The 19594-nt window shown below is 40.9% G+C and carries 17 protein-coding genes; 14 read left to right on the top strand and 3 right to left on the bottom strand.

What is annotated here, in order from left to right; all coding sequences use genetic code 11:
* Positions 1 to 4: 4 nt before the first annotated feature.
* The 6 genes from tgnC to SOI81_RS10385 all read left to right on the top strand — a co-directional run bounded on the left by tgnC (position 5) and on the right by SOI81_RS10385 (position 6355).
* Positions 5 to 1474 carry a (Z)-2-((N-methylformamido)methylene)-5-hydroxybutyrolactone dehydrogenase gene (gene tgnC / locus SOI81_RS10410; RefSeq protein ID WP_320540662.1) on the top strand — a complete coding sequence of 490 codons (1470 nt, stop codon included), beginning with the start codon at positions 5 to 7 and terminating at the stop codon, positions 1472 to 1474.
* A gap of 121 nt (positions 1475 to 1595) precedes the next feature.
* Positions 1596 to 1739, top strand: coding sequence for a hypothetical protein (locus SOI81_RS10405; RefSeq protein ID WP_204084769.1), 144 nt, complete (start codon positions 1596 to 1598; stop codon positions 1737 to 1739).
* A gap of 38 nt (positions 1740 to 1777) precedes the next feature.
* Entirely contained in the window at positions 1778 to 3184 is a 1407-nt protein-coding gene (locus SOI81_RS10400) for a purine-cytosine permease family protein (RefSeq protein WP_000081159.1), read from the top strand.
* 25 nt (positions 3185 to 3209) lie between these two features.
* Positions 3210 to 4379 (top strand): hypothetical protein, encoded by a 1170-nt coding sequence (locus SOI81_RS10395; RefSeq protein WP_320540661.1) that lies wholly within the window; start codon positions 3210 to 3212, stop codon positions 4377 to 4379.
* A 138-nt stretch (positions 4380 to 4517) separates the two neighbouring features.
* Positions 4518 to 5975 carry an NAD-dependent succinate-semialdehyde dehydrogenase gene (locus SOI81_RS10390; RefSeq protein ID WP_320540660.1) on the top strand — a complete coding sequence of 486 codons (1458 nt, stop codon included), beginning with the start codon at positions 4518 to 4520 and terminating at the stop codon, positions 5973 to 5975.
* Positions 5972 to 6355: a carboxymuconolactone decarboxylase family protein gene (locus tag SOI81_RS10385; RefSeq protein ID WP_320540659.1), complete on the top strand. Its 384-nt coding sequence runs from the start codon at positions 5972 to 5974 to the stop codon at positions 6353 to 6355. The genes SOI81_RS10390 and SOI81_RS10385 overlap by 4 nt, the downstream gene beginning before the upstream one ends.
* A 62-nt stretch (positions 6356 to 6417) precedes the next feature.
* Here the strand turns inward: SOI81_RS10385 and pobR are convergent, their stop codons facing one another.
* Entirely contained in the window at positions 6418 to 7233 is an 816-nt protein-coding gene (pobR, locus tag SOI81_RS10380) for an IclR family transcriptional regulator PobR (protein ID WP_320540658.1), read from the bottom strand.
* 141 nt (positions 7234 to 7374) lie between these two features.
* On the opposite strand from pobR, the gene pobA reads away from it, so the two are divergent.
* The 8 genes from pobA (at position 7375) to phnX (ending at position 16866) form a co-directional block, all read left to right on the top strand.
* Entirely contained in the window at positions 7375 to 8589 is a 1215-nt protein-coding gene (pobA, locus tag SOI81_RS10375; RefSeq protein ID WP_262455908.1) for a 4-hydroxybenzoate 3-monooxygenase, read from the top strand.
* 173 nt (positions 8590 to 8762) lie between these two features.
* Positions 8763 to 9485, top strand: coding sequence for a UTRA domain-containing protein (yvoA, locus tag SOI81_RS10370; protein ID WP_224991628.1), 723 nt, complete (start codon positions 8763 to 8765; stop codon positions 9483 to 9485).
* A 91-nt stretch (positions 9486 to 9576) separates the two neighbouring features.
* Positions 9577 to 10614 (top strand): putative 2-aminoethylphosphonate ABC transporter substrate-binding protein, encoded by a 1038-nt coding sequence (locus tag SOI81_RS10365; protein WP_320540657.1) that lies wholly within the window; start codon positions 9577 to 9579, stop codon positions 10612 to 10614.
* Between the two features lie 22 nt (positions 10615 to 10636).
* Positions 10637 to 11839 (top strand): ABC transporter ATP-binding protein, encoded by a 1203-nt coding sequence (locus SOI81_RS10360; RefSeq protein ID WP_320540656.1) that lies wholly within the window; start codon positions 10637 to 10639, stop codon positions 11837 to 11839.
* Complete coding sequence (gene fbpB, locus SOI81_RS10355) at positions 11833 to 13542, top strand: putative 2-aminoethylphosphonate ABC transporter permease subunit (RefSeq protein WP_320540655.1); 1710 nt, start codon at positions 11833 to 11835, stop codon at positions 13540 to 13542. Before SOI81_RS10360 ends, fbpB begins: the two co-directional genes overlap by 7 nt.
* Positions 13543 to 13647: 105 nt before the next feature.
* Positions 13648 to 14802: a TIGR03364 family FAD-dependent oxidoreductase gene (gene msoX / locus SOI81_RS10350; protein WP_320540654.1), complete on the top strand. Its 1155-nt coding sequence runs from the start codon at positions 13648 to 13650 to the stop codon at positions 14800 to 14802.
* 26 nt (positions 14803 to 14828) lie between these two features.
* Complete coding sequence (gene phnW / locus SOI81_RS10345) at positions 14829 to 16016, top strand: 2-aminoethylphosphonate--pyruvate transaminase (protein ID WP_320541581.1); 1188 nt, start codon at positions 14829 to 14831, stop codon at positions 16014 to 16016.
* Between the two features lie 34 nt (positions 16017 to 16050).
* Positions 16051 to 16866 (top strand): phosphonoacetaldehyde hydrolase, encoded by an 816-nt coding sequence (gene phnX / locus SOI81_RS10340; protein ID WP_151962553.1) that lies wholly within the window; start codon positions 16051 to 16053, stop codon positions 16864 to 16866.
* A gap of 206 nt (positions 16867 to 17072) precedes the next feature.
* Here the strand turns inward: phnX and SOI81_RS10335 are convergent, their stop codons facing one another.
* Entirely contained in the window at positions 17073 to 18323 is a 1251-nt protein-coding gene (locus SOI81_RS10335) for an MFS transporter (protein ID WP_320540653.1), read from the bottom strand.
* A gap of 61 nt (positions 18324 to 18384) precedes the next feature.
* Positions 18385 to 19536, bottom strand: a complete 1152-nt coding sequence (locus SOI81_RS10330) for an acyl-CoA dehydrogenase family protein (protein WP_320540652.1) — start codon at positions 19534 to 19536, stop codon at positions 18385 to 18387.
* Positions 19537 to 19594: the final 58 nt, after the last annotated feature.

Below are 19594 nucleotides of genomic sequence, written 5' to 3'. Positions count from 1 at the left end.
TATCATGACAGCAGATTTTCAGCTTTATATTAATGGTCAGTTTGAATCTGGTGCAGCGACTTTTGAAAGTATTAATCCTGCAACAGGTGAAGTCTGGGCACACATGCCGGAAGCTCGAAGCGATGAAGTCAATCGAGCAGTGCAGGCGGCATCTGATGCGTTAAAAGCACCGGCTTGGGCAGGTTTAACTGCTTCACAACGCGGTAAATTGCTTTATAAACTGGCTGATTTAATTGAAAAAGCTGCACCGAAATTGGCTCAAATTGAAACCAGTGACACGGGCAAAATTATTCGTGAAACATCGAGCCAGATTGCCTATGTCGCTGAATATTATCGCTACTATGCTGGTATTGCCGACAAATTAGAGGGTAGTTTTCTACCGATTGATAAGGCAGACATGCAAGCGTGGATTGTTCGTGAACCAGTAGGTGTGGTTGCTGCAATTGTTCCTTGGAATAGTCAGTTATTTTTATCGGCAGTGAAGGTCGGCCCAGCTTTAGCGGCAGGTTGTACAGTCGTGTTAAAAGCCTCTGAAGATGGTCCTGGGCCATTATTGGCTTTTGCTAAATTGGTCCATGAAGCGGGTTTTCCGGCTGGAGTGGTCAATGTAATTACCGGTTTCGGGCCTGAATGTGGCGCCGTGCTGAGTAGCCATCCGGACGTTGCTCATGTTGCGTTTACAGGTGGTCCAGAAACGGCAAGACACATTGTACGTAACTCGGCTGAAAATCTTGCAAAAGTTTCACTCGAATTAGGTGGCAAATCTCCATTTATTGTATTTGCTGATGCAGATATCCAAAGTGCGGTAAATGCTCAGGTCGCTGCTATTTTTGCTGCAACAGGGCAGAGTTGTGTAGCAGGTTCACGCTTACTGGTTGAAGAAAGCATTAAAGATGAATTTGTTCAGCGTTTGGTTGAGCGTGTACAAACCATAAAAATTGGTTTACCTCATGAAATGGCAACCGAGTTTGGACCGCTTTGTACCTTACGCCAACGCCAAAAAATCGAGCAAGTCGTTGCAAGTTCAATCCAGCAAGGCGCAAAACTTCTTACTGGCGGTAAAAGCCTTGAGCGAGCAGGGTATTACTATCCACCGACCATTTTAGATTGCACCGATGCACCTCAAGCAGATTGCATTACCACAGAACTATTTGGTCCTGTTTTATCGGTAGATAGTTTCAAAGATGAAGCGGAAGCTGTGCAAAAAGCCAATAGCACGCCTTATGGGCTGGCGGCAGGCGTTTTCACCACCAATTTAAGCCGTGCGCACCGTATGACCAAAGTCATTGGGTCGGGAATTGTTTGGTTAAACACTTACCGCGCTGTTTCACCACTTGCACCTTTTGGTGGACATGGGCTTTCGGGACATGGTCGGGAAGGTGGCGCAAATGCGGTTTTAGATTACACCGCCACCAAAACAGTTTGGTTACGTACCTCAGATGAGCCAATTGATGACCCATTTGTCATGAGATAAGTCATGACTTGAGGTATGAAAATATAACGGGATTTTAATTTCAAGGATGAAAAAATGAATCAGTCAAACCCAGTAATCGCCTAAAGCTTTAATAGTTGAAAACGTAAAACTAGATGTATCGATGCTTAATCAAGTATTGATTGGACTGGCTTTACCTTTTTCTTGGCTAAAACAACACAAACAGAGAAATCAGCTGTTTGTAAAAGGAAATAAAAAGATGAAGCCGAGTCATATTGAAATGACTTTGGCTGGGCAGATTTTTTGATGTTGAGGAAATGAATTCCTCAAAGAGAGATTAAGGATATGAGCCAAAACGAAAATAGCAATAATGCTTTCGCTATCGAAAGTCATTCCATTGATTATGTTGCTCCCTCTGAACGTAATGGGAAAGTTCGCGATCTATTCACATTATGGTTTTGTACCAATATTGCACCGCTTGCCGTGATTACGGGTGCAATGTCAATTTTAACCTTTAACCTCAATATTGTAAGTGCATTGCTTGCGATCTGCTGCGGACATTTTTTTGGTGCAGCAATTCTGGCCTTAACCTCTGCACAAGGTCCGCAGGTCGGCATTCCACAAATGATTCAGAGCCGCGCACAGTTCGGGCGTTATGGGGCATTGCTAGTTGTACTGTTTACCACCCTCATTTATTTAGGTTTTTTCATCTCTAACATTATTTTGTCAGGCAAAACCCTGCATACCGTTGTTCCTGCCATTCCAGTGCCGACCGCGACCGTGATTGGCGCAATTGCAGCAACCACAATTGGTGTGATCGGTTACCACTTTATTCATAAGTTCAATAAAATTGGAACTTGGTTTATGGGTGGTTCGTTGCTCATCGGCCTCATGATTATGGTGCCGCATATTAATGCAGATGTACTCGCTAAAGGCTCTTTCAATATGAAAGGCTGGTTTGCCATGTTTGGTTTGTGTGCGGTATGGCAAATTAGTTTCTCACCTTATACCTCAGACTATTCACGATATTTACCGAAGTCGATTGGTATTTATAAGCCATTTATCTTTACCTATTTAGGCGCATCGTTAGGAACCATTTTTGCGATGGCATTTGGGACGATTGCGGTCAGTATTGGCTCAACGGCAGATGCCATGGAAGCAGTAAAGTCAGGTACTGGGCTGTTCGGCTATGTCCTTATGATTTTGTTCTTATGCAATATCATTGGTCACAATGCCATGAACCTCTACGGTGCGGTTCTTTCCTGTATTACCTCAATTCAGACTTTTGCAGGGCAGTGGATGCCAAGCCGAAATATCCGAGTCGTGTTATCAATCATTGTGTTAGTTCTAGCGACTTTAACGGCACTTTGGGCATCAAGTAACTTTATTAGTTTCTTCTTGAATGTGATTTTTGCGCTGTTATTTATTTTGGTGCCATGGGTATCTATTAATTTACTAGATTTCTATGTCGTGAATAAAAAGTCTTATGACATTCAATCCATCTTTGCACGTGATGGCGGTATTTATGGCAAATTTAATGCAAAAGCGCTTACGGCTTATTTCATTGGGATCGCGGTACAAATTCCATTCTTAAAAAATGCGTTTTTCACAGGTGCATTGGCCGATGTAATTCCGGATGCGGATATTTCTTGGGTCATTGGATTGGTGGTGAGTCTGGTGGTGTATTACGTCTTTAATCTAGGAAAGATTAAATGTTCAGCTCCCGCATTAAACGCAAAATTACCTCAATAAGCATTGTAGTGAAAGGAATTCCACAATGAAAAAAAGCTATTTACAAGCGGCTCTAAGCGCAGCATTGATAGCCGTAATTTATCCAAGTTACGCAGGTGTAAGTTTTGGAGATACCGATGGTGAATACGGTAAGCTCACCGTATCAGGTTATGTTCGCGCTAACTATCAAGATAAACACTATGGAGAATCTGCTTCTGATCAAAAAATTCGTTTTGATGCTGCGCAGTTAAAACTGGACTACGAGCGTGGACCGTTATTTGGCCATGCGGAATATCGTTGTTATCAATATGACCGTCTATGTGATTTTTCTACGTTGGTTGATGGTTATGTGGGATACAAATTAAATAAAACAGATCAGGTGGTGGCAGGTGTTCAGCCGATTCCATTTGGGCCGGGACGTTTCTGGGGCAATAGTCTATATGGAAGTATGAGCACAACCGCAGGTTTAGAGGATGTTCATAATCTTGGTTTGAACTATCACTTTGAATTGCCGACAGCAACCAAATTTGATGTGGGGTATTTTGCGGTAGATGGTGGAAACTACACAGGTTCTACCCAAGATTCAGGTCGCTATACAGCAAACTACGTGAGTTCAGACGATCCGAATAAAACCGATTTGCAAGAAAAAAACATGTGGGTGGGCCGAGTGACTCAAGATGTAAATCTTGGAATTAATGGTTTAAGCACACAGCTCGGTGGTTCATATTGGACATCAGATATTGAAAATAAAGCCGCTTCGAGTGATGGCCGTCGTCATGCATGGGCACTTTTTGGTAAAGCCAATTATGGCAATTTTAATGTGACCCTTACAGGTGGTAAAAATGATGTAACTAATCAGGATCAGCTCAATCCTAATCAGTCACTCATGGGTTCCTACGACACTGAATATTATGTCGCGAACAAAGGTAAGTTCTATACCGCAGATGTGGGCTACTCTTTCAAAAATGTTAAGCAGATCGGAAACATTACGCCGTACTTTATGTACAGTCAGTACGATAAAGATCAGGACAATATGAAAGATTCGATCCGTAATATTATTGGTGTGTCTATTGACCATAAACAGCTATCTTTGGTGGCTGAATACATCATGAGTAAAAATGACCCGTTCATTGGTGGGACTCAAGATTCATTGGCACAAGGGGATGATAACCAGTGGAATAAGTTGCTTAACTTAACGCTGTTTTATTATTTCTAAAAACATTTAAACATTCGGGCATACCGAAAATTTTTTTAAATTAATTTTTGGTATGCCATAATACAAAGTTGATGGTGAGCTATTTAATTTATCTATCGCTCCACTATCAATGCAGAAGATCTCAACAGGATAATGATCATGCAGCTTAATGAACTCGCTTTATTTCGTCAGCAAGCCTTTGTTGCTGGAAAGTGGTGCGATGCAGACCATCAACAAACATCCGAAATTTTAAATCCGGCGACATTAGAAGTGATTGGTACTGTCCCAAATATGGGTAAGGCTGAAGCCGAGCGTGCCATTGAAGCTGCCAAAGAAGCTTGGCCGCTATGGAAAAATAAAACAGCAAAAGATCGATCAATTATTTTAAAAAAATGGTTTGATTTAATTATTTCAAATGCAGATGACTTGGCTTTTATTTTAACAAGTGAGCAAGGAAAGCCTTTAGCCGAAGCCAAAGGTGAAATTTTATATGCTGCCAGTTTTATTGAATGGTTTGCCGAAGAAGCGAAACGAGTGTATGGCGATATTATTCCAAGCCCATATCCCGATGCTCGTATTGTTGTAAATAAACAGCCTATTGGTGTCGTTGCAGCGATTACACCTTGGAATTTTCCGGCTGCCATGATTACGCGTAAGGTTGCTCCAGCATTGGCGGCAGGTTGTCCTTGCATTGTAAAACCGGCACCTGAAACACCTTTTACTGCCTTGGCTTTAGTAGACTTAGCTGTACAAGCCGGCGTGCCTGCTGAAATTTTTAGTGTGATTACGGGCGATGCGGTTCATATTGGTGATGCGATTTTTGAAAGTGATGTTGTCCGCAAGTTTACTTTTACTGGTTCAACACCCGTCGGCAAAATGTTGTTTGAGCGTTCAGCAAAAACCTTGAAAAAAGTTTCCTTAGAGTTGGGTGGCAATGCGCCGTTTATTGTATTTGATGATGCCGATTTAGATGCGGCAATTGAGGGAGCACTCATTGCCAAATTTAGAAATGCAGGGCAAACCTGTGTCTGTGTTAATCGATTCTTGGTGCAGGCTGGCATTTATGAAAAATTTATTGCCGCCTTAAGCCAAAAAATTCAAAACTTTAATATTGGTAATGGATTAGAAGCAGGGCATGACATTGGGCCATTAATTAATGCCAATGCGGTGAAAAAAGTTGAAGCACATATTCAAGATGCCTTAGATAAAAATGGTCGTCTTGTGATTGGTGGTAAAAAACATACAGCGGGTGAATTGTTTTTTGAACCGACACTGATTGCAGATGTTACCGCTGATATGGATGTAGCAACCCAAGAAACGTTTGGTCCACTAGCAGCTGTATTTAAATTTGAAACCGAGCAACAAGCTGTTGAAATGGCAAACGCAACTGAATTTGGTTTAGCTGCATATTGTTATACCAAAGATTTAGGACGTGCTTGGCGAATGAGTGAACAGCTCGAATATGGCATGGTCGGAATTAATAAAGGCCTTATTTCAAATGAAGTTGCGCCTTTTGGTGGAATTAAACAATCTGGTTTGGGGCGTGAAGGTTCTAAATACGGTATTGAAGATTATCTGGAAATTAAATACACCTTGTTTGGAGGATTGAATATATGAGTAATGAAAAATTTGAAAAGGGTTTAGTAATCCGTAAACAAGTTCTTGGCGAAGAATATGTAAATAATTCAATTAATAATGCCGATGAATTTAATCTACCTCTTCAAGAGTTAGTGACTGAATATTGCTGGGGAGCTGTTTGGGGACGTGAAGAATTAAGTAAGCCTGAGCGCAGCTTAATTAACTTGGCAATGATTTCGGCTTTAAATCGTCCACATGAGTTAAAACTACATGTTAAAGGTGCACTTCGAAATGGCGTACCTAAAGAGAAAATTCGTGAAGTGCTGTTACAAGTAGCCATTTACTGTGGCGTGCCTGCTGCTGTAGATAGCTTTCGTATTGCTAAAGAGGCAATTAAAGAGTTTGAATCTGAGCAATAAACTTTCGGTTTGAATATTAAAAAAAGGCCTTGTTCAAGTGGACGAGGCCTTATTTATATAATTTAAATCAAATTTCTAAGTTCATTTGCCGTGTTGCGTAGCAATGGCAAAATTTGCTGAACCAGATAATCTTCTTGTACACGGTTGGTCTGAGACATGCAGTTAAGCGCCGCAATGGCTTGACCTTGGGCGTTAAATACGGGTACGGCAATCGCAATCACGCCAAGCTCATGTTCTTCTTTAGAAAGACAATAATCTGATAATGAAATGCCCTTAAGCACTTCAAAAAACTTTGACTCATCTATGAGGGTAAAAGGGGTTAAACGCTTTAAACCGTAAGTTTTTACCCATGTGTGTTGAGCTTCTTCAGACAGTGCAGCAAGCAATACTTTACCCGTAGAAGTGGCATGGGCAGGCAGTCGGTTACCTAAATGCATACCGTAAGGGCTAACGCGTAAATTATCTTGCTGCGGTAAATAGCTACGGGCAATGGGTACGACTTCGTTATCGTCTAACACCACAATTGAAAAAGTAAGAGATGTCTGTGCACACAAAAGATTTAAAAATGATTGAGCGACTTTAGGCAGGTGAGCAGAGCTTAAATAAGAACTCGAAAAGCGTAGCACACGATGAGTCAACCAAAAGTAATGTTCATCTGTTTCTAAATAGCCTAAGTATTTTAAAGTTTTTAAATAACGCCTTGCCGCTGTACGACTAATACCAGTTCGCTCAGCCACTTGAGTGACATTAAGCCGTTGCCGATCTGTTCCAAAAGCTTCCAGTAAAGCCAAGCCTTTAGCTAATCCTGCAATGTAGTCATCTTGACGAATTTTCTCATGCGAGGTCGGGTGCTCTAAAAAAGCATCGATAGAAGGCATCCATTCATTCCTGTTATTTTGGTTGTTTCTGTCCGCTATCCGGACAAACTAAATGATAAACGGTTATTTTCGTCTTGGATACATAGTGAACAAAACTTAAAGCCAGTAATTTAAAAGTCAGGATGAAACAAGGATGAAGTTATGGATATTTTAAAGACACAGGTTGCAATTATTGGATCTGGACCAGCAGGGTTATTGCTTGGGCAACTTCTATATAAAGCTGGCATCGATCATATTATTGTTGAGCAACGTAGTGCTGAATATGTGGCTTCACGGATTCGTGCAGGAATTTTAGAACAAGTTTCGGTCGACTTGCTGAAACAAGCAGGCGTTGACCAAAACTTAAAAGACAAAGGATTACCGCATTCGGGCATCGAAATCTTAACCAACGGTGAATTGCATCGGGTTGATTTAGCAGCACTCACGGGCGGAAAACAAGTGACCGTATATGGTCAGACCGAAGTGACTAAAGATTTAATGACTGCCCGTGAAGCAGCACAACTCACTTCATTTTATGAAGCTCAAAATGTACAGGTGAAAGATTTCTACACGGCTCCGAAAGTTGAGTTTGAGTACCAAGGTAAAGCCTATCAAATTCAGTGTGACTTTATAGCAGGGTGTGATGGCTACCATGGCGTCTGCCGCGCCAGCGTGCCCGAAGATAAAATTAAGACTTTTGAAAAAGTTTATCCGTTTGGCTGGCTAGGGGTGTTGGCAGATGTTCCCCCTGTAGCCGATGAACTTATTTACGTACAGTCAGAACGTGGCTTTGCTTTATGCAGTATGCGTTCAGAAACACGTAGCCGTTATTATTTACAAGTCCCTTTAACTGATCACGTCGAAGATTGGTCCGATGAAAAATTTTGGGATGAGTTAAAAAACCGCCTAGACCCTGAAAGCCGTGAAAAGCTAGTGACAGGACCTTCTATTGAAAAAAGTATCGCGCCGTTACGTAGCTTTGTGACTGAGCCAATGCGTTTCGGGAAACTATTTTTAGCAGGTGATGCTGCGCATATTGTTCCACCGACAGGGGCAAAAGGTCTAAATCTCGCTGCCTCTGATATTGCTTATTTATCAAGTGCACTTGTTGAATATTATGTGGAGGGTTCAGAACAAGGTATAAATGAATACTCTGAAAAATGCTTACAACGTGTTTGGAAAGCTGAACGTTTTTCTTGGTGGATGACTCACTTGTTGCATCGTTTTGAAACTGAAAGTGAGTTTGATCATAAGATTAAACAAGCAGAGCTAAGTTATGTACTCGGTTCGATTGCGGGTAAAACTACATTAGCCGAAAACTATGTCGGTTTGCCTTATGAGATTAAGCAAATTGATAGTTTTAAACATGCAAGTTAACAATTAAAAAAGATAAAAGGGCACATAGATGCCCTTTTTCTATAGGAAAATTTAGTTGGAAAAAGTCTGAGATGCGGTGCGCTTTGCTTAAAAGATCAGCATTAATAAAAGCTTTTGTCATATTTTTTCAGTATATTGCTATTAATTTCTTTATTTATAAATTCTAAGTTTGTATGGAACAGGACCAAGCACGCATACCTAAATATATTCCTATTCGCGATGCAATTGCCCACGATATTGAATCTGGTGTATTAGACGCCCACGCAAAACTCCCATCGGAAAGAGTGCTATCTGAGCAATTCCAAACCACTCGGGTTGCTGCACGTGAAGCTTTGCTGGCTTTGGAAACTGATGGTTTGATTTATCGATTAGACCGCCGTGGTTGGTATGTTCGTTCTCCGCGTATTATTTATCACCCTCAATCGACAAAAAACTTTAACCAGTTTGTGATTGAACAAGGCTATGAACCTTCTACAGAAGTGATTTCCAGTGAACTGACTCAGGCCACTTCTTGGGATGCCAAGCATTTAAAAGTTGAAAAAGGGCATCCGATTTATTCAGTTTGGCGTCGTCGCTGTATTAATGGACGTCCTGTGTTGGTTGAGCATTTACGTGTGAATGCAGAGCTTTTTCCCGATTTTTTAACTCATGATCTCAAGCAATCCATTACTTTACTGATGGCAAATGAATATAACTGCCATATCACCAGAGCCGACATTAACCTCTATCCAACAGCTTTATCGGAACAACAGGCCAAAGCGCTTCATGTCAATGTCGGTGCACTCGGTTTATATATTTGCCGTAGTAACAGAAATGAAAAGGGTGTAATTACAGATGTTGACCAAGAATATTGGCTACACGATGTCTTAGATTTACATTTCGAAGCACGAGCATAAAAATACAATCTGGTTTAAACCAGATTAATCAAACTGTCATATAAACCTGTTGAAATACGATCATCAAATAATTGCATTCGATGGTTTGCAGATGAAACAGTATGTTCAACAGACAATTAAACTTGGCACTGCATCAGTTTTAGGTGTGGTGGTCGCTTTTCAAATGGGATGTTCATCAGCAACATCAAAAAACTCAGAAGAAATTACCGTCTATACGGCAGTGGAAGCCGACCAGCTTAAACAATACCAAGAAGAATTACACAAAGCTTATCCAGAGCTAAAAGTAAAATGGGTACGAGATTCAACTGGTGTAATTACCGCTAAACTTTTGGCAGAGCAGAAAAACCCACAAGCGGATGTGATTTTTGGTGTGGCTTTAACCAGTTTGCTGGTCATGGAAAAGAAAGACATGCTTGAGCCTTTTAAACCTGAAGGTGTCCAAAATTTAAAACCCGAATTTGTAAGTCAAAAACCTGTACCGACTTGGACGGGTATGGATGCATGGGAATCTGCAATCTGTGTAAATAAAGTCGAATTAGAAAAACGTAAGTTACCGATTCCAAAAACTTGGAAAGATTTAACCAACCCGATTTATAAAAACCTAATTGTGATGCCAAATCCGGCATCAAGCGGTACGGGGTATTTAGATGTGACTGCTTGGATGCAGATCTGGGGTGAAAAGCAGGCGTGGGACTATATGCAGGCTTTAGATAAAAACATTTCGCAATATCCTCATTCTGGTTCAAAACCTTGCAAAATGGCCGCACAAGGCGAAATTCCAATTGGTATTTCTTTCGGTTATCCAGCATTTAAATTAAAAGCAGATGGCGCACCTTTGGAAGTGGTTTATCCAACTGAAGGGTTAGGTTGGGAACTGGAAGCCTCAGCAATTGTGAAAGGAACCAAGAAATTAAGTAGCGCACAAAAATTTATTAATTGGTCGGTAAGCAAAGCGGCAAATGAAGCTTATGCGCATAACTTTTCAATGGTCGCTTATAAAGGTATTGAAAATACCACCATGAGTTTCCCGAAAAACCTTCCTCAACTGCTTGTAAAAAATGATTTTTATTGGGCGGCCGAACAGCGTGAACGTATTTTGGCTGAATGGTCAAAGCGTTTTGAAAAGTGATCTTTTGAATAAGGGCCTCATTATGCAAATTCCTTCGTCATTGCAATCATCGCTGCTAGGTCAAAACCAAAAGGCCGAGTTAGCAGGGCATTTATTGTCGACTTTAACGACCTATAAATATCCTGAACATGGCCCCTCAGTTTTAGAAGTGGTGGATATTCAAAAAAAGTTCCAACACTTTCAGGCTCTAACACATATTAATTTAGACCTGAAAGCTGGCGAGTTCGTCAGCTTTTTAGGGCCTTCAGGATGCGGTAAAACCACATTGTTACGCATAATTGCGGGTCTTGAAAAACCTGATTATGGAAAGGTTATAAAAAAGGGAACAGATATAACTTTGCTGAGTGCTGAAAAGCGTCACTGTGGCATTGTGTTTCAAAACTATGCGTTATTTCCAAACTTAAACGTTGAAGAAAATATTGCTTTTGGCTTGGACAAAAAAAAGTGGGATAAAGCACAGCGTAATCAACGGGTTCAGCAGTTATTAGAGCTGATTGAGTTACCTGATATTGCAAAAAAATATCCAAATCAATTGTCGGGCGGGCAGCAGCAACGTGTTGCGCTCGCTCGGGCAATTGCACCGAACCCGGATATTTTACTGCTAGATGAACCGCTTTCAGCACTTGATGCTCAGGTACGTCTGAACCTAAGACAAAAGATTCGCTCAATTCAATCGCAGCTTAATTTGCCAACCATTATGGTGACGCACGACCAAGAAGAAGCATTAAGCATTTCTGACCGTGTTGTGGTGATGAATCATGGCGTGATTGAGCAAATTGATACGCCACACAATATTTATTACAAGCCACAAACCCAATTCGTTGCAAAGTTTATTGGGACTATGAACTTTTTAAAAGCTACTTGTGCAGTACCGAATCAGATCAATGTTTTAGGTTTTATTCCTTTAAATTTGGAACAGCAAAAACTTAAAGCAGGGCAAAACTACAGTATGGGTTTTAGGCCCGAAGCTGTCGAGTTGGTAGATGATTTTGGCAGTGACAAAGAATCGCTGTATTTGCCAGTTAAAGTATTAAGCACTGAATTTTTAGGTGCAAAACGCCGTTTATTTTGCGCCATTCATATTGATGGAATTGAGCAGACAAAACACCTTTTGCAAATTGAAATTGAAAATACAAAGTTCAAATCTTTGCAAGAACTCATGTTTATAAAAGTACCTAATCAGCTCATCCATGTTTTTGACGATCAAGGGTATGCACTATGTTAAATGAAACTGCTTCAGCGGTTTTAAAAACACAGCCGCGTCAAAAAACTGAATACTCATTAAGGTCAAATATTGCTTTAGCGAGCGTCGCAATTGCTTTGACTTTAGCGATTATTGCTCCCTTAATAATGCTGTTTCAAAGTGCTTTTTTTGATGAAAATCAAAACTTTGTCGGACTTGAAAACTTTTACAATTACTTTGGTAGTTCCGCTTTACTCAGTTCCGTATTTAACTCTGTGTGGATCGCTTGTACTGCTACTGTCATTACAGTTTTTCTCTCCAGTATTTATGCGTTTGCACTGACCAATGTCAATATTAAAGGCAAAGGCTTCTTTAAATTGGTGGCATTTTTACCAATCTTGGCACCGTCACTTTTGCCATCTTTGGCATTGGTTTATTTATTTGGCAAGCAAGGTGTATTCAAGCCTTTATTGGGTGATGTACAGATTTATGGTCCAATCGGTATTTTAATCAGTTATTGCTTTTGGCTATTTCCAGCAATTTTAATGCTGATGATGGTCTCCTTTAGAAGTGTCGATCAGCGTTTAATTGAAGCATCTTTGTCACTGGGTAAAAATGTCTGGAAGACGCATTATCATGTGACTTTACCTGCAATTCGTTATGGCTTAATCAGTGCAAGTCTGGTGGCTTTTATTTATGTCCTAACAGATTTTGGTATTCCAAAAGTCATTGGTGGTTCATTTAACATGATGGCGCTTGATGTCTATAAACAGATTATTGGTCAGCAAAACATGAGCATGGGTGCAGTCATTTCCATCTTATTATTGCTACCAGCAGTGTTCGTATTTATTTTCGACCGTATACAAAGCAAACGTCATGCACGTTTTCAATCTTTTCAGACTAAACCTTATATCTCTGCGCGTAATAAAAAGCTTGAAGTCGTTCTGAGCATATTTTGTGGCGTAGTTTCGGGTTCGATTTTGCTGATTATCTTTACGGCAATTTTGGCGTCATTTATCCAGTCTTGGCCTTACGATTTGTCTTTAACCTTAGCACACTACAGTTTTGAATATGTCGATGGTGGCGGTTGGGCGGCGTACTTTAACTCGGTTCGTATGGCCTTTTTTAGTACGGTTGTGGGCACGGCACTTATTTTTATGGTGGCACTATTAACTGAACGTTTTAAGGCACATCCACTCATTAAAAACTATGTGCAAGCTTTGGTTTTATTACCTCTTGCAGTGCCGGGGCTAGTTCTAGGTATTGCTTATATTCTGTTCTTTAACCAGCAAAGCAACCCGTTAAATGTGCTGTATGGAACCATGACCATTTTGGTGATTTCAACCATCGTGCATTATTACACTGTACCGCATCTGACTTTAACCAATGCCATTAAACAGATTCCGCTACAGCTTGATCAGGCAGCACAAGCTCTAGGGACATCGAAGTGGAAAACCTTTTGGAAAGTGTATTTGCCTATGTGTTTCCCAGCGCTATGCGATGTATCGGTCTATGTTTTTGTAAATGCCATGACGACCGTATCGGCTGCAATTTTCCTCTATTCACCAGACACCAGTTTAGCGGCGGTGGCCGTTTTAAATATGGATGATGCAGGCGATACGGTTGCTGCTGTTGCGATGAGTATTTTGATTTTAACAACCTCATGTGTTGTCAAACTCATTCATTGGTTGTTTACCCGAAAAATCATGGCAAGAAGCCAACAATGGCGTGAAAGTTCCCACTAAGTGATGTTTAGCTAAACATAATTTTTATTTAACCGACTGAAACGAAATGCTTTGTTCAACAAGGCAAGGGTTTGTTCATCCTAAATTTCGCAAATTGGAAGTCTTATGAATAACGTACAGTTTGATTTAATTGTTGTCGGTGCCGGAATTTTAGGTTTGTCCGCTGCTATACAGGCACAAGAGCAAGGCTTAAAAGTCTGTATTTTTGAGAAAAATGCTAAGCCTGTAGGTGCAACTCGCCGTAATTTTGGCATGGTCGGAACATCGACATTAACCCATCCAGAACAACCATGGCGAAAGTATGCACTTGAAACACGCTCTTTTTACCAGCGTATTCAGGCTGAAACCGATATTTCATTTGAGCAAAGACAAGGCGTATATCTCGCCAATACTGCACTTGAATGGCAGGTTTTAAATGAGTTTGCCGAGCGTGCAGGCACGTACCAGATTCCGGTTCATCTGCTCAGCCATGAAGAACTAACCACACAATTTTCATATTTGAATCCTGAGCAGCAGTTCCAAGGCGGCTTAATCTTTGAGGAAGATTATTCGATAGAGCCGCATGTGATCGGTCAGCGACTATTGGCATATGCTGAAAGTAAAGGTGTGGTGATCTATACCAATGCTTGTGTAGTACAAACCAAATACCAGCAGGAAAAGTGTCAGGTTCATCTGGCAAATGGCGAGATTTATTGGGCAAATAAAGTTTTGATCTGTCACGGTGAGGTCATCGATATTTTATATCCAGAATTGCTGCAAAGTTTGAACCTGAAACGTTGCGGTTTACAAATGGTACTGACTCAACCATTTCAACAAAAATTAAATGCTTCTCTTTATTCAGGTTTATCCATTTCGCGCTATCCAGCCTTTGAAATTTGTCCGAGTCATGATGAGCTGATTAAAGCGTCACAACGAGGATTTGTTAAAGAATTTGGGATTCATATTCTGATTAAACAAAACGAATTTGGTGAACTGATTGTGGGTGATAGTCACGAATACCATCCGCTTGATGAAGCACCTCAATTTGAGCAACGCGAAGACATTAATCAATTTATTCAAGCCTACTGTCATGAAAAATTAGGGCTGACTTTACCTCCAATTCAAAAACGTTGGAATGGTTATTACCTGACCCATGAACATGAGATGGCCTGTGTCACTGAAGCCGAGAACAACATCTTCCTGGTGAGTGCGATCGCTGGCAAAGGTATGACCACTGGGGCTGGATTTATGAAAAAAATATTAGAACAAAATATTTACTAGTTTGTCATCTGGTTTAAACCAGATTGGTGTATATTGAAATTAACGTGAACGAAACGAGCAATCTTATGAACATGCAACCACAAATCGATATGGATTTAGAAAACAAATATCTGCTTTTGACACCAGGTCCATTATCAACTTCTGGGACGGTCCGCCGTGCCATGCAAAAAGACTGGTGTACTTGGGATCAAGAATATAATTCGCTTGTACAAGATATCCGCTCTCGATTGGTCAATTTGGCAACCAGTCAACCTGAAACATATACGGCTGTGTTAATGCAAGGCAGTGGAAGTTTTGCGGTGGAGTCTGTGCTTGGGTCAGCTATTCCGCGTGATGGCAAAATCTTGATTATCAATAACGGCGCTTATGGTGCACGTATGGTGCAAATGGCGCGTTGCCTAAATATTGAAGTGATCGAGCTGAACTATTTAGAAACCCAAACACCAGATTTACAAGAGATTGAACGTGTTTTACAAGATCAAACTATTAGCCATGTTGCTTGTGTGCACTGTGAAACCACCACGGGAATTTTAAACCCGATTCAAGACATTGGCCGTTTAGTTAAATCGGCAGGAAAAATCTGGATTGTAGATGCGATGAGTTCATTTGGCGGTGTGCCAATCGATATCGCAGAGCTTGAAATTGATTTTCTGATTTCAAGTGCGAATAAATGTATTCAAGGTGTGCCGGGCTTTGGTTTTATTTTGGCGAAACGTGATTGCCTAGAAGCGTGTAAAGGTTTGGCACGTTCGGTCAGCCTCGATTTATATGACCAGTGGAACACAATGGAGCAGCATAACGGTAAATGGCGCTTTACCTCGCCAACCCATGTAGTACGTGCATTTTACCAAGCCTTGCTTGAGCTTGAGGCAGAGGGCGGAGTTGCTGCACGTTATCAACGTTATTTACAAAACCAGCAAACCTTATCTCAAGGTATGCAACAGCTTGGTTTTGAATTGGTATTAGGCAATCAAGCACCTCAATCACCAATTATCACGACATTCCTTTACCCGACAGTTGAAACATTTAGCTTTCAGTCATTTTACGAAACCTTGAAAAATTCAGGCTATGTAATTTATCCGGGCAAAGTTACCGACCTCAACTGCTTCCGTATTGGCAATATTGGCGAAGTTTATGTTCAAGATATTGAAGGGCTTCTTGCTGCAATTGCCAGCTACTGCAAGAACCATTTACAGAACGCTGTACCAGCATAGTTTTTAAATCATTTAAATTAAAGGTTAATACATCATGAAGACGAACAATACACAAATTCAGGCTGTTGTTTTTGACTGGGCTGGCACAACAGTAGATTTTGGCTCACGCGCACCTATTTTGGCTTTTATGGCTTTATTTAAAGACAATAAAGTTGAAATTACGATTGAAGAAGCTCGTGCACCAATGGGTTTGGAAAAACGCGACCATATAGCTGCTGTTTTAAAAATGCCGCGTGTAGCAGCAGCATGGCAGGAAGTATATGGGCAGGCTGCAACAGAGGCAGATATTGACCGTTTATATAAAGACTTTATTCCTTACCAATTAAAATCGATTCCAACATGTTCTGCTTTAATTCCGGGTGCATTGGCGACTTTTGAAAATATTAAAGGCCGCGGTGCAAAAATCGGCAGTAACACGGGCTATGCATCAATGATGATTGGACGATTGGTTAAAGATGCTGCCGATCAGGGCTATCGACCGGACTGTATTGTTACTGCCAGTGACGTGAAATTTGGTCGTCCATATCCTGAAATGTTATGGAAAAACTTAATTCAACTTGATGTATCAGACATCAAAACTGTTGTAAAAGTGGATGATACCGTGGTGGGTATTGATGAAGGTTTAAATGCGGGATGCTGGACTGTAGGACTTGCGATTAGCGGCAATGAAGTCGGTTTAAGCTATGAAGAGTGGAGTGCATTATCGACTGATGAACAGATTGTGCTAAAAGATAAAGCCTATCGAAAAATGAATGCTTCGGGTGCTCACTATGTGATTGATAGTGTCGCAGACTTGCCAAATGTACTGGACGATATTGAACGCCGTTTGGGGCAGGGTGAGCGACCTTAAATATAGTTTAGGTCAATATATTTTTAAGCTTAGCTCCCTTGGGAGCTAAGCTTACCTAAAAAATTAAAATGAAGAGTAATAAACTCCACATATTTGAAAATAAGGAGCAACCTTGCAGATTAAACTCCTATTTTCCTCTAACTATCTAAACATATGCTCCAATAGTTAGTTCCATCACCACATATAAATATATGTAATGAATCTTTTTACGACTTTTGTGGGTCGTATATTTTTTCTTTAATAAATAGAGCAGGGATCACACCACAAATCAGGTAAGCTGCACCCATCACGACAAAACCTAAACCAATTGAGCCGCCGGATGCTAAGAAGCCGATAGTTGCAGGAGCTAATGCCGCGCCTAAACGTCCAACATTATAAGCGCCGCCAATGGCTGTACCGCGAATAGCTGTCGCAAAACTTTCGGTCATATAGGTTGCATTTACGCCATAAGGGATGCCATAGAGAAAGCCGAAAGTAATGAGTAAATAAAGAATGTTGCTTGGCGAGTTATAAAAAACAATTAGAGGTAAGAAAATAGCAGTACCGATTGCACCGAATGCATAGGTGAAGCGACGTCCTAATTTATCAGCCATCATGCCTGCAAGGACCTTACCTAAAATCATGGCGGTATATGTACCTACCATATAAGCCGTCATTTCTTTGAACTTCATACCCAGTTCACTTTCTAGATATGACGGCATCCAGTTATTTACACCATAATAGCCAAACTGTAAGAAGCCCGCGGTTAATGCCCACAAGATAAACATATTACGGTTTCGTTTATCTTGGAAAATAAGCTTAAATGCTGAAGACTTCGGAGCGTTTTGCGCCAAAACAGGTTGTTGTAGTCGAGACTTTTGCCATGCTTCTGGTTCTGGTACCAGAATATGCATGAGAACAGCAATAACGACGGGAATAATGGCAACATAAAACAGCATACGCCAGCCATGATCAGGAATAATCCAACCTGCAAGTAAAGTCGCAACAATATATCCAACAGTCCAGCCAGCTTGTAAGGTTCCAAGGACTGTTGTGCGGTAACGTGTTGGGACATATTCGGCCATGAGGGTATTACAGGCGATATAGAGTGAACCCAAACCCAGTGACGCAAAAAATCTTAAAATACCAAACTGAAGAAAGCTTTGAGTAAAACCTAAGCCACAGGTGAGGAGCGAGAAAATTAAAATAGAAATAACTACAATGCGCACACGACCAAATTTATCGCATGCCCATCCCCCAAAAATGCCACCAACAGCCATACCTGCTAATGTAAAACTGCCAAGCATACCTGCCTGTACTGAACTTAATCCAAAATCTGCCTTAATACTATTTAAGCTATAAGACAGCAGCATCAAATCTGCACCATCTACTAATAGGGCCAGAAAAGCAAAAATGAATGCTATTTTCCACGTATGAGGCTGTATACGAGAAAGACCTTCTTTGTAATTTGTAGCCATAATCCATTACCTACATTTGATAAAAAGCACTTCAAGTCGTTTTGAAATGCATTAAATTTGATTAAGATGCAGCGCGAATCATATTTCGGGCAATAATCACTTGTTGAATTTGAGTGGTCCCTTCATAGAGCCGGAACAAACGAACATCTCGATAAAAACGTTCAATGGCATATTCACTGATGTAACCCGCACCGCCGTGAATCTGTACACAGCGATCGGCGACACGACCACACATTTCGGTCGCAAACATTTTTGCACATGAAGCTTCAGTGCTAACGTTATGTCCAGCATCGCGTAGGCGTGCAGCGTCTAAGACCATACATTTAGCGGCGTAAATTTCGGCTTTTGAGTCGGCAAGCATGGCTTGAATGAGTTGAAATTCGGCAATAGGTTGTCCAAACTGCTTGCGTTCGATGGCGTAATTTAAAGAATCATCTAGCATTCGTGTTGCTGCGCCGACACTTAAAGCAGCAATATGCAAACGGCCTTTATCGAGCACTTTCATGGCCGTTTTAAAACCAACACCTTCCACGCCACCAATGAGAGCAGAGGCAGGAATACGACAATTTTCAAAAATCACATCACAGGTATGGGCACCTTTTTGACCCATTTTTTTATCGCGTTTACCAAGTGAAATGCCTGGGGTTTGACTGTCGACAATAAACGCAGAAATACCACCAGCACCTTTAATATCAGAATTTGTACGTGCCATGACTGTAAATACGCCAGCATGGGGTGCATTGGTAATAAAGCGTTTAGTGCCGTTTAACACATAAAAATCGCCATCTTTTACAGCGCTGGTTTTTAAAGAAGCTGCGTCCGATCCTGCGTCTGGTTCGGTTAAGCAAAAAGAACTGATCACTTCACCACGTGCTAAACGTGGCAAGAAAAATGATTTTTGTGCTTCCGTCCCGTCAATAATCAGGCCACTTGAACCAATACCATTATTGGTTCCAATCAGAGAGCGAAAAGCAGGAGAGGTACGACCTAATTCAAAAGCGACATAGACCTCTTCTTCCATTGTTAGGCCAAGACCTTCGTACTCTTCAGGAATGGTTAAACCAAATAATCCCAGCGCTTTCATTTGTTCAACGATGTGTTGAGGAATTTCATCCGTTTCAGCGACTTCATTCTCATGAGGAATTAATACACCTTCAACAAATTGCCGAATCATATCAACAAGTTGATCTAAGGTTTCCTGATCTCGAATCATAGTCTCGTCCTTTTACTACATGCAAAAAACATCAATGTGATGTTCGTAAAATCATCAA

Source organism: Acinetobacter pittii, assembly GCF_034067285.1.
Lineage (GTDB): Bacteria > Pseudomonadota > Gammaproteobacteria > Pseudomonadales > Moraxellaceae > Acinetobacter > Acinetobacter pittii_E.
This window is presented reverse-complemented; position numbering and strand designations above follow the sequence as displayed.

What these genes read in the sequence shown, in the direction of transcription:
- tgnC (WP_320540662.1), top strand. Translation starts at nt 5, where the DNA reads ATGACAGCAGATTTTCAGCTTTATATTAATGGTCAGTTTGAATCTGGT.
- SOI81_RS10405 (WP_204084769.1), top strand. Translation starts at nt 1,596, where the DNA reads ATGCTTAATCAAGTATTGATTGGACTGGCTTTACCTTTTTCTTGGCTA.
- SOI81_RS10400 (WP_000081159.1), top strand. Translation starts at nt 1,778, where the DNA reads ATGAGCCAAAACGAAAATAGCAATAATGCTTTCGCTATCGAAAGTCAT.
- SOI81_RS10395 (WP_320540661.1), top strand. Translation starts at nt 3,210, where the DNA reads ATGAAAAAAAGCTATTTACAAGCGGCTCTAAGCGCAGCATTGATAGCC.
- SOI81_RS10390 (WP_320540660.1), top strand. Translation starts at nt 4,518, where the DNA reads ATGCAGCTTAATGAACTCGCTTTATTTCGTCAGCAAGCCTTTGTTGCT.
- SOI81_RS10385 (WP_320540659.1), top strand. Translation starts at nt 5,972, where the DNA reads ATGAGTAATGAAAAATTTGAAAAGGGTTTAGTAATCCGTAAACAAGTT.
- pobR (WP_320540658.1), bottom strand. Translation starts at nt 7,233, where the DNA reads ATGCCTTCTATCGATGCTTTTTTAGAGCACCCGACCTCGCATGAGAAA.
- pobA (WP_262455908.1), top strand. Translation starts at nt 7,375, where the DNA reads ATGGATATTTTAAAGACACAGGTTGCAATTATTGGATCTGGACCAGCA.
- yvoA (WP_224991628.1), top strand. Translation starts at nt 8,763, where the DNA reads ATGGAACAGGACCAAGCACGCATACCTAAATATATTCCTATTCGCGAT.
- SOI81_RS10365 (WP_320540657.1), top strand. Translation starts at nt 9,577, where the DNA reads ATGAAACAGTATGTTCAACAGACAATTAAACTTGGCACTGCATCAGTT.
- SOI81_RS10360 (WP_320540656.1), top strand. Translation starts at nt 10,637, where the DNA reads ATGCAAATTCCTTCGTCATTGCAATCATCGCTGCTAGGTCAAAACCAA.
- fbpB (WP_320540655.1), top strand. Translation starts at nt 11,833, where the DNA reads ATGTTAAATGAAACTGCTTCAGCGGTTTTAAAAACACAGCCGCGTCAA.
- msoX (WP_320540654.1), top strand. Translation starts at nt 13,648, where the DNA reads ATGAATAACGTACAGTTTGATTTAATTGTTGTCGGTGCCGGAATTTTA.
- phnX (WP_151962553.1), top strand. Translation starts at nt 16,051, where the DNA reads ATGAAGACGAACAATACACAAATTCAGGCTGTTGTTTTTGACTGGGCT.
- SOI81_RS10335 (WP_320540653.1), bottom strand. Translation starts at nt 18,323, where the DNA reads ATGGCTACAAATTACAAAGAAGGTCTTTCTCGTATACAGCCTCATACG.
- SOI81_RS10330 (WP_320540652.1), bottom strand. Translation starts at nt 19,536, where the DNA reads ATGATTCGAGATCAGGAAACCTTAGATCAACTTGTTGATATGATTCGG.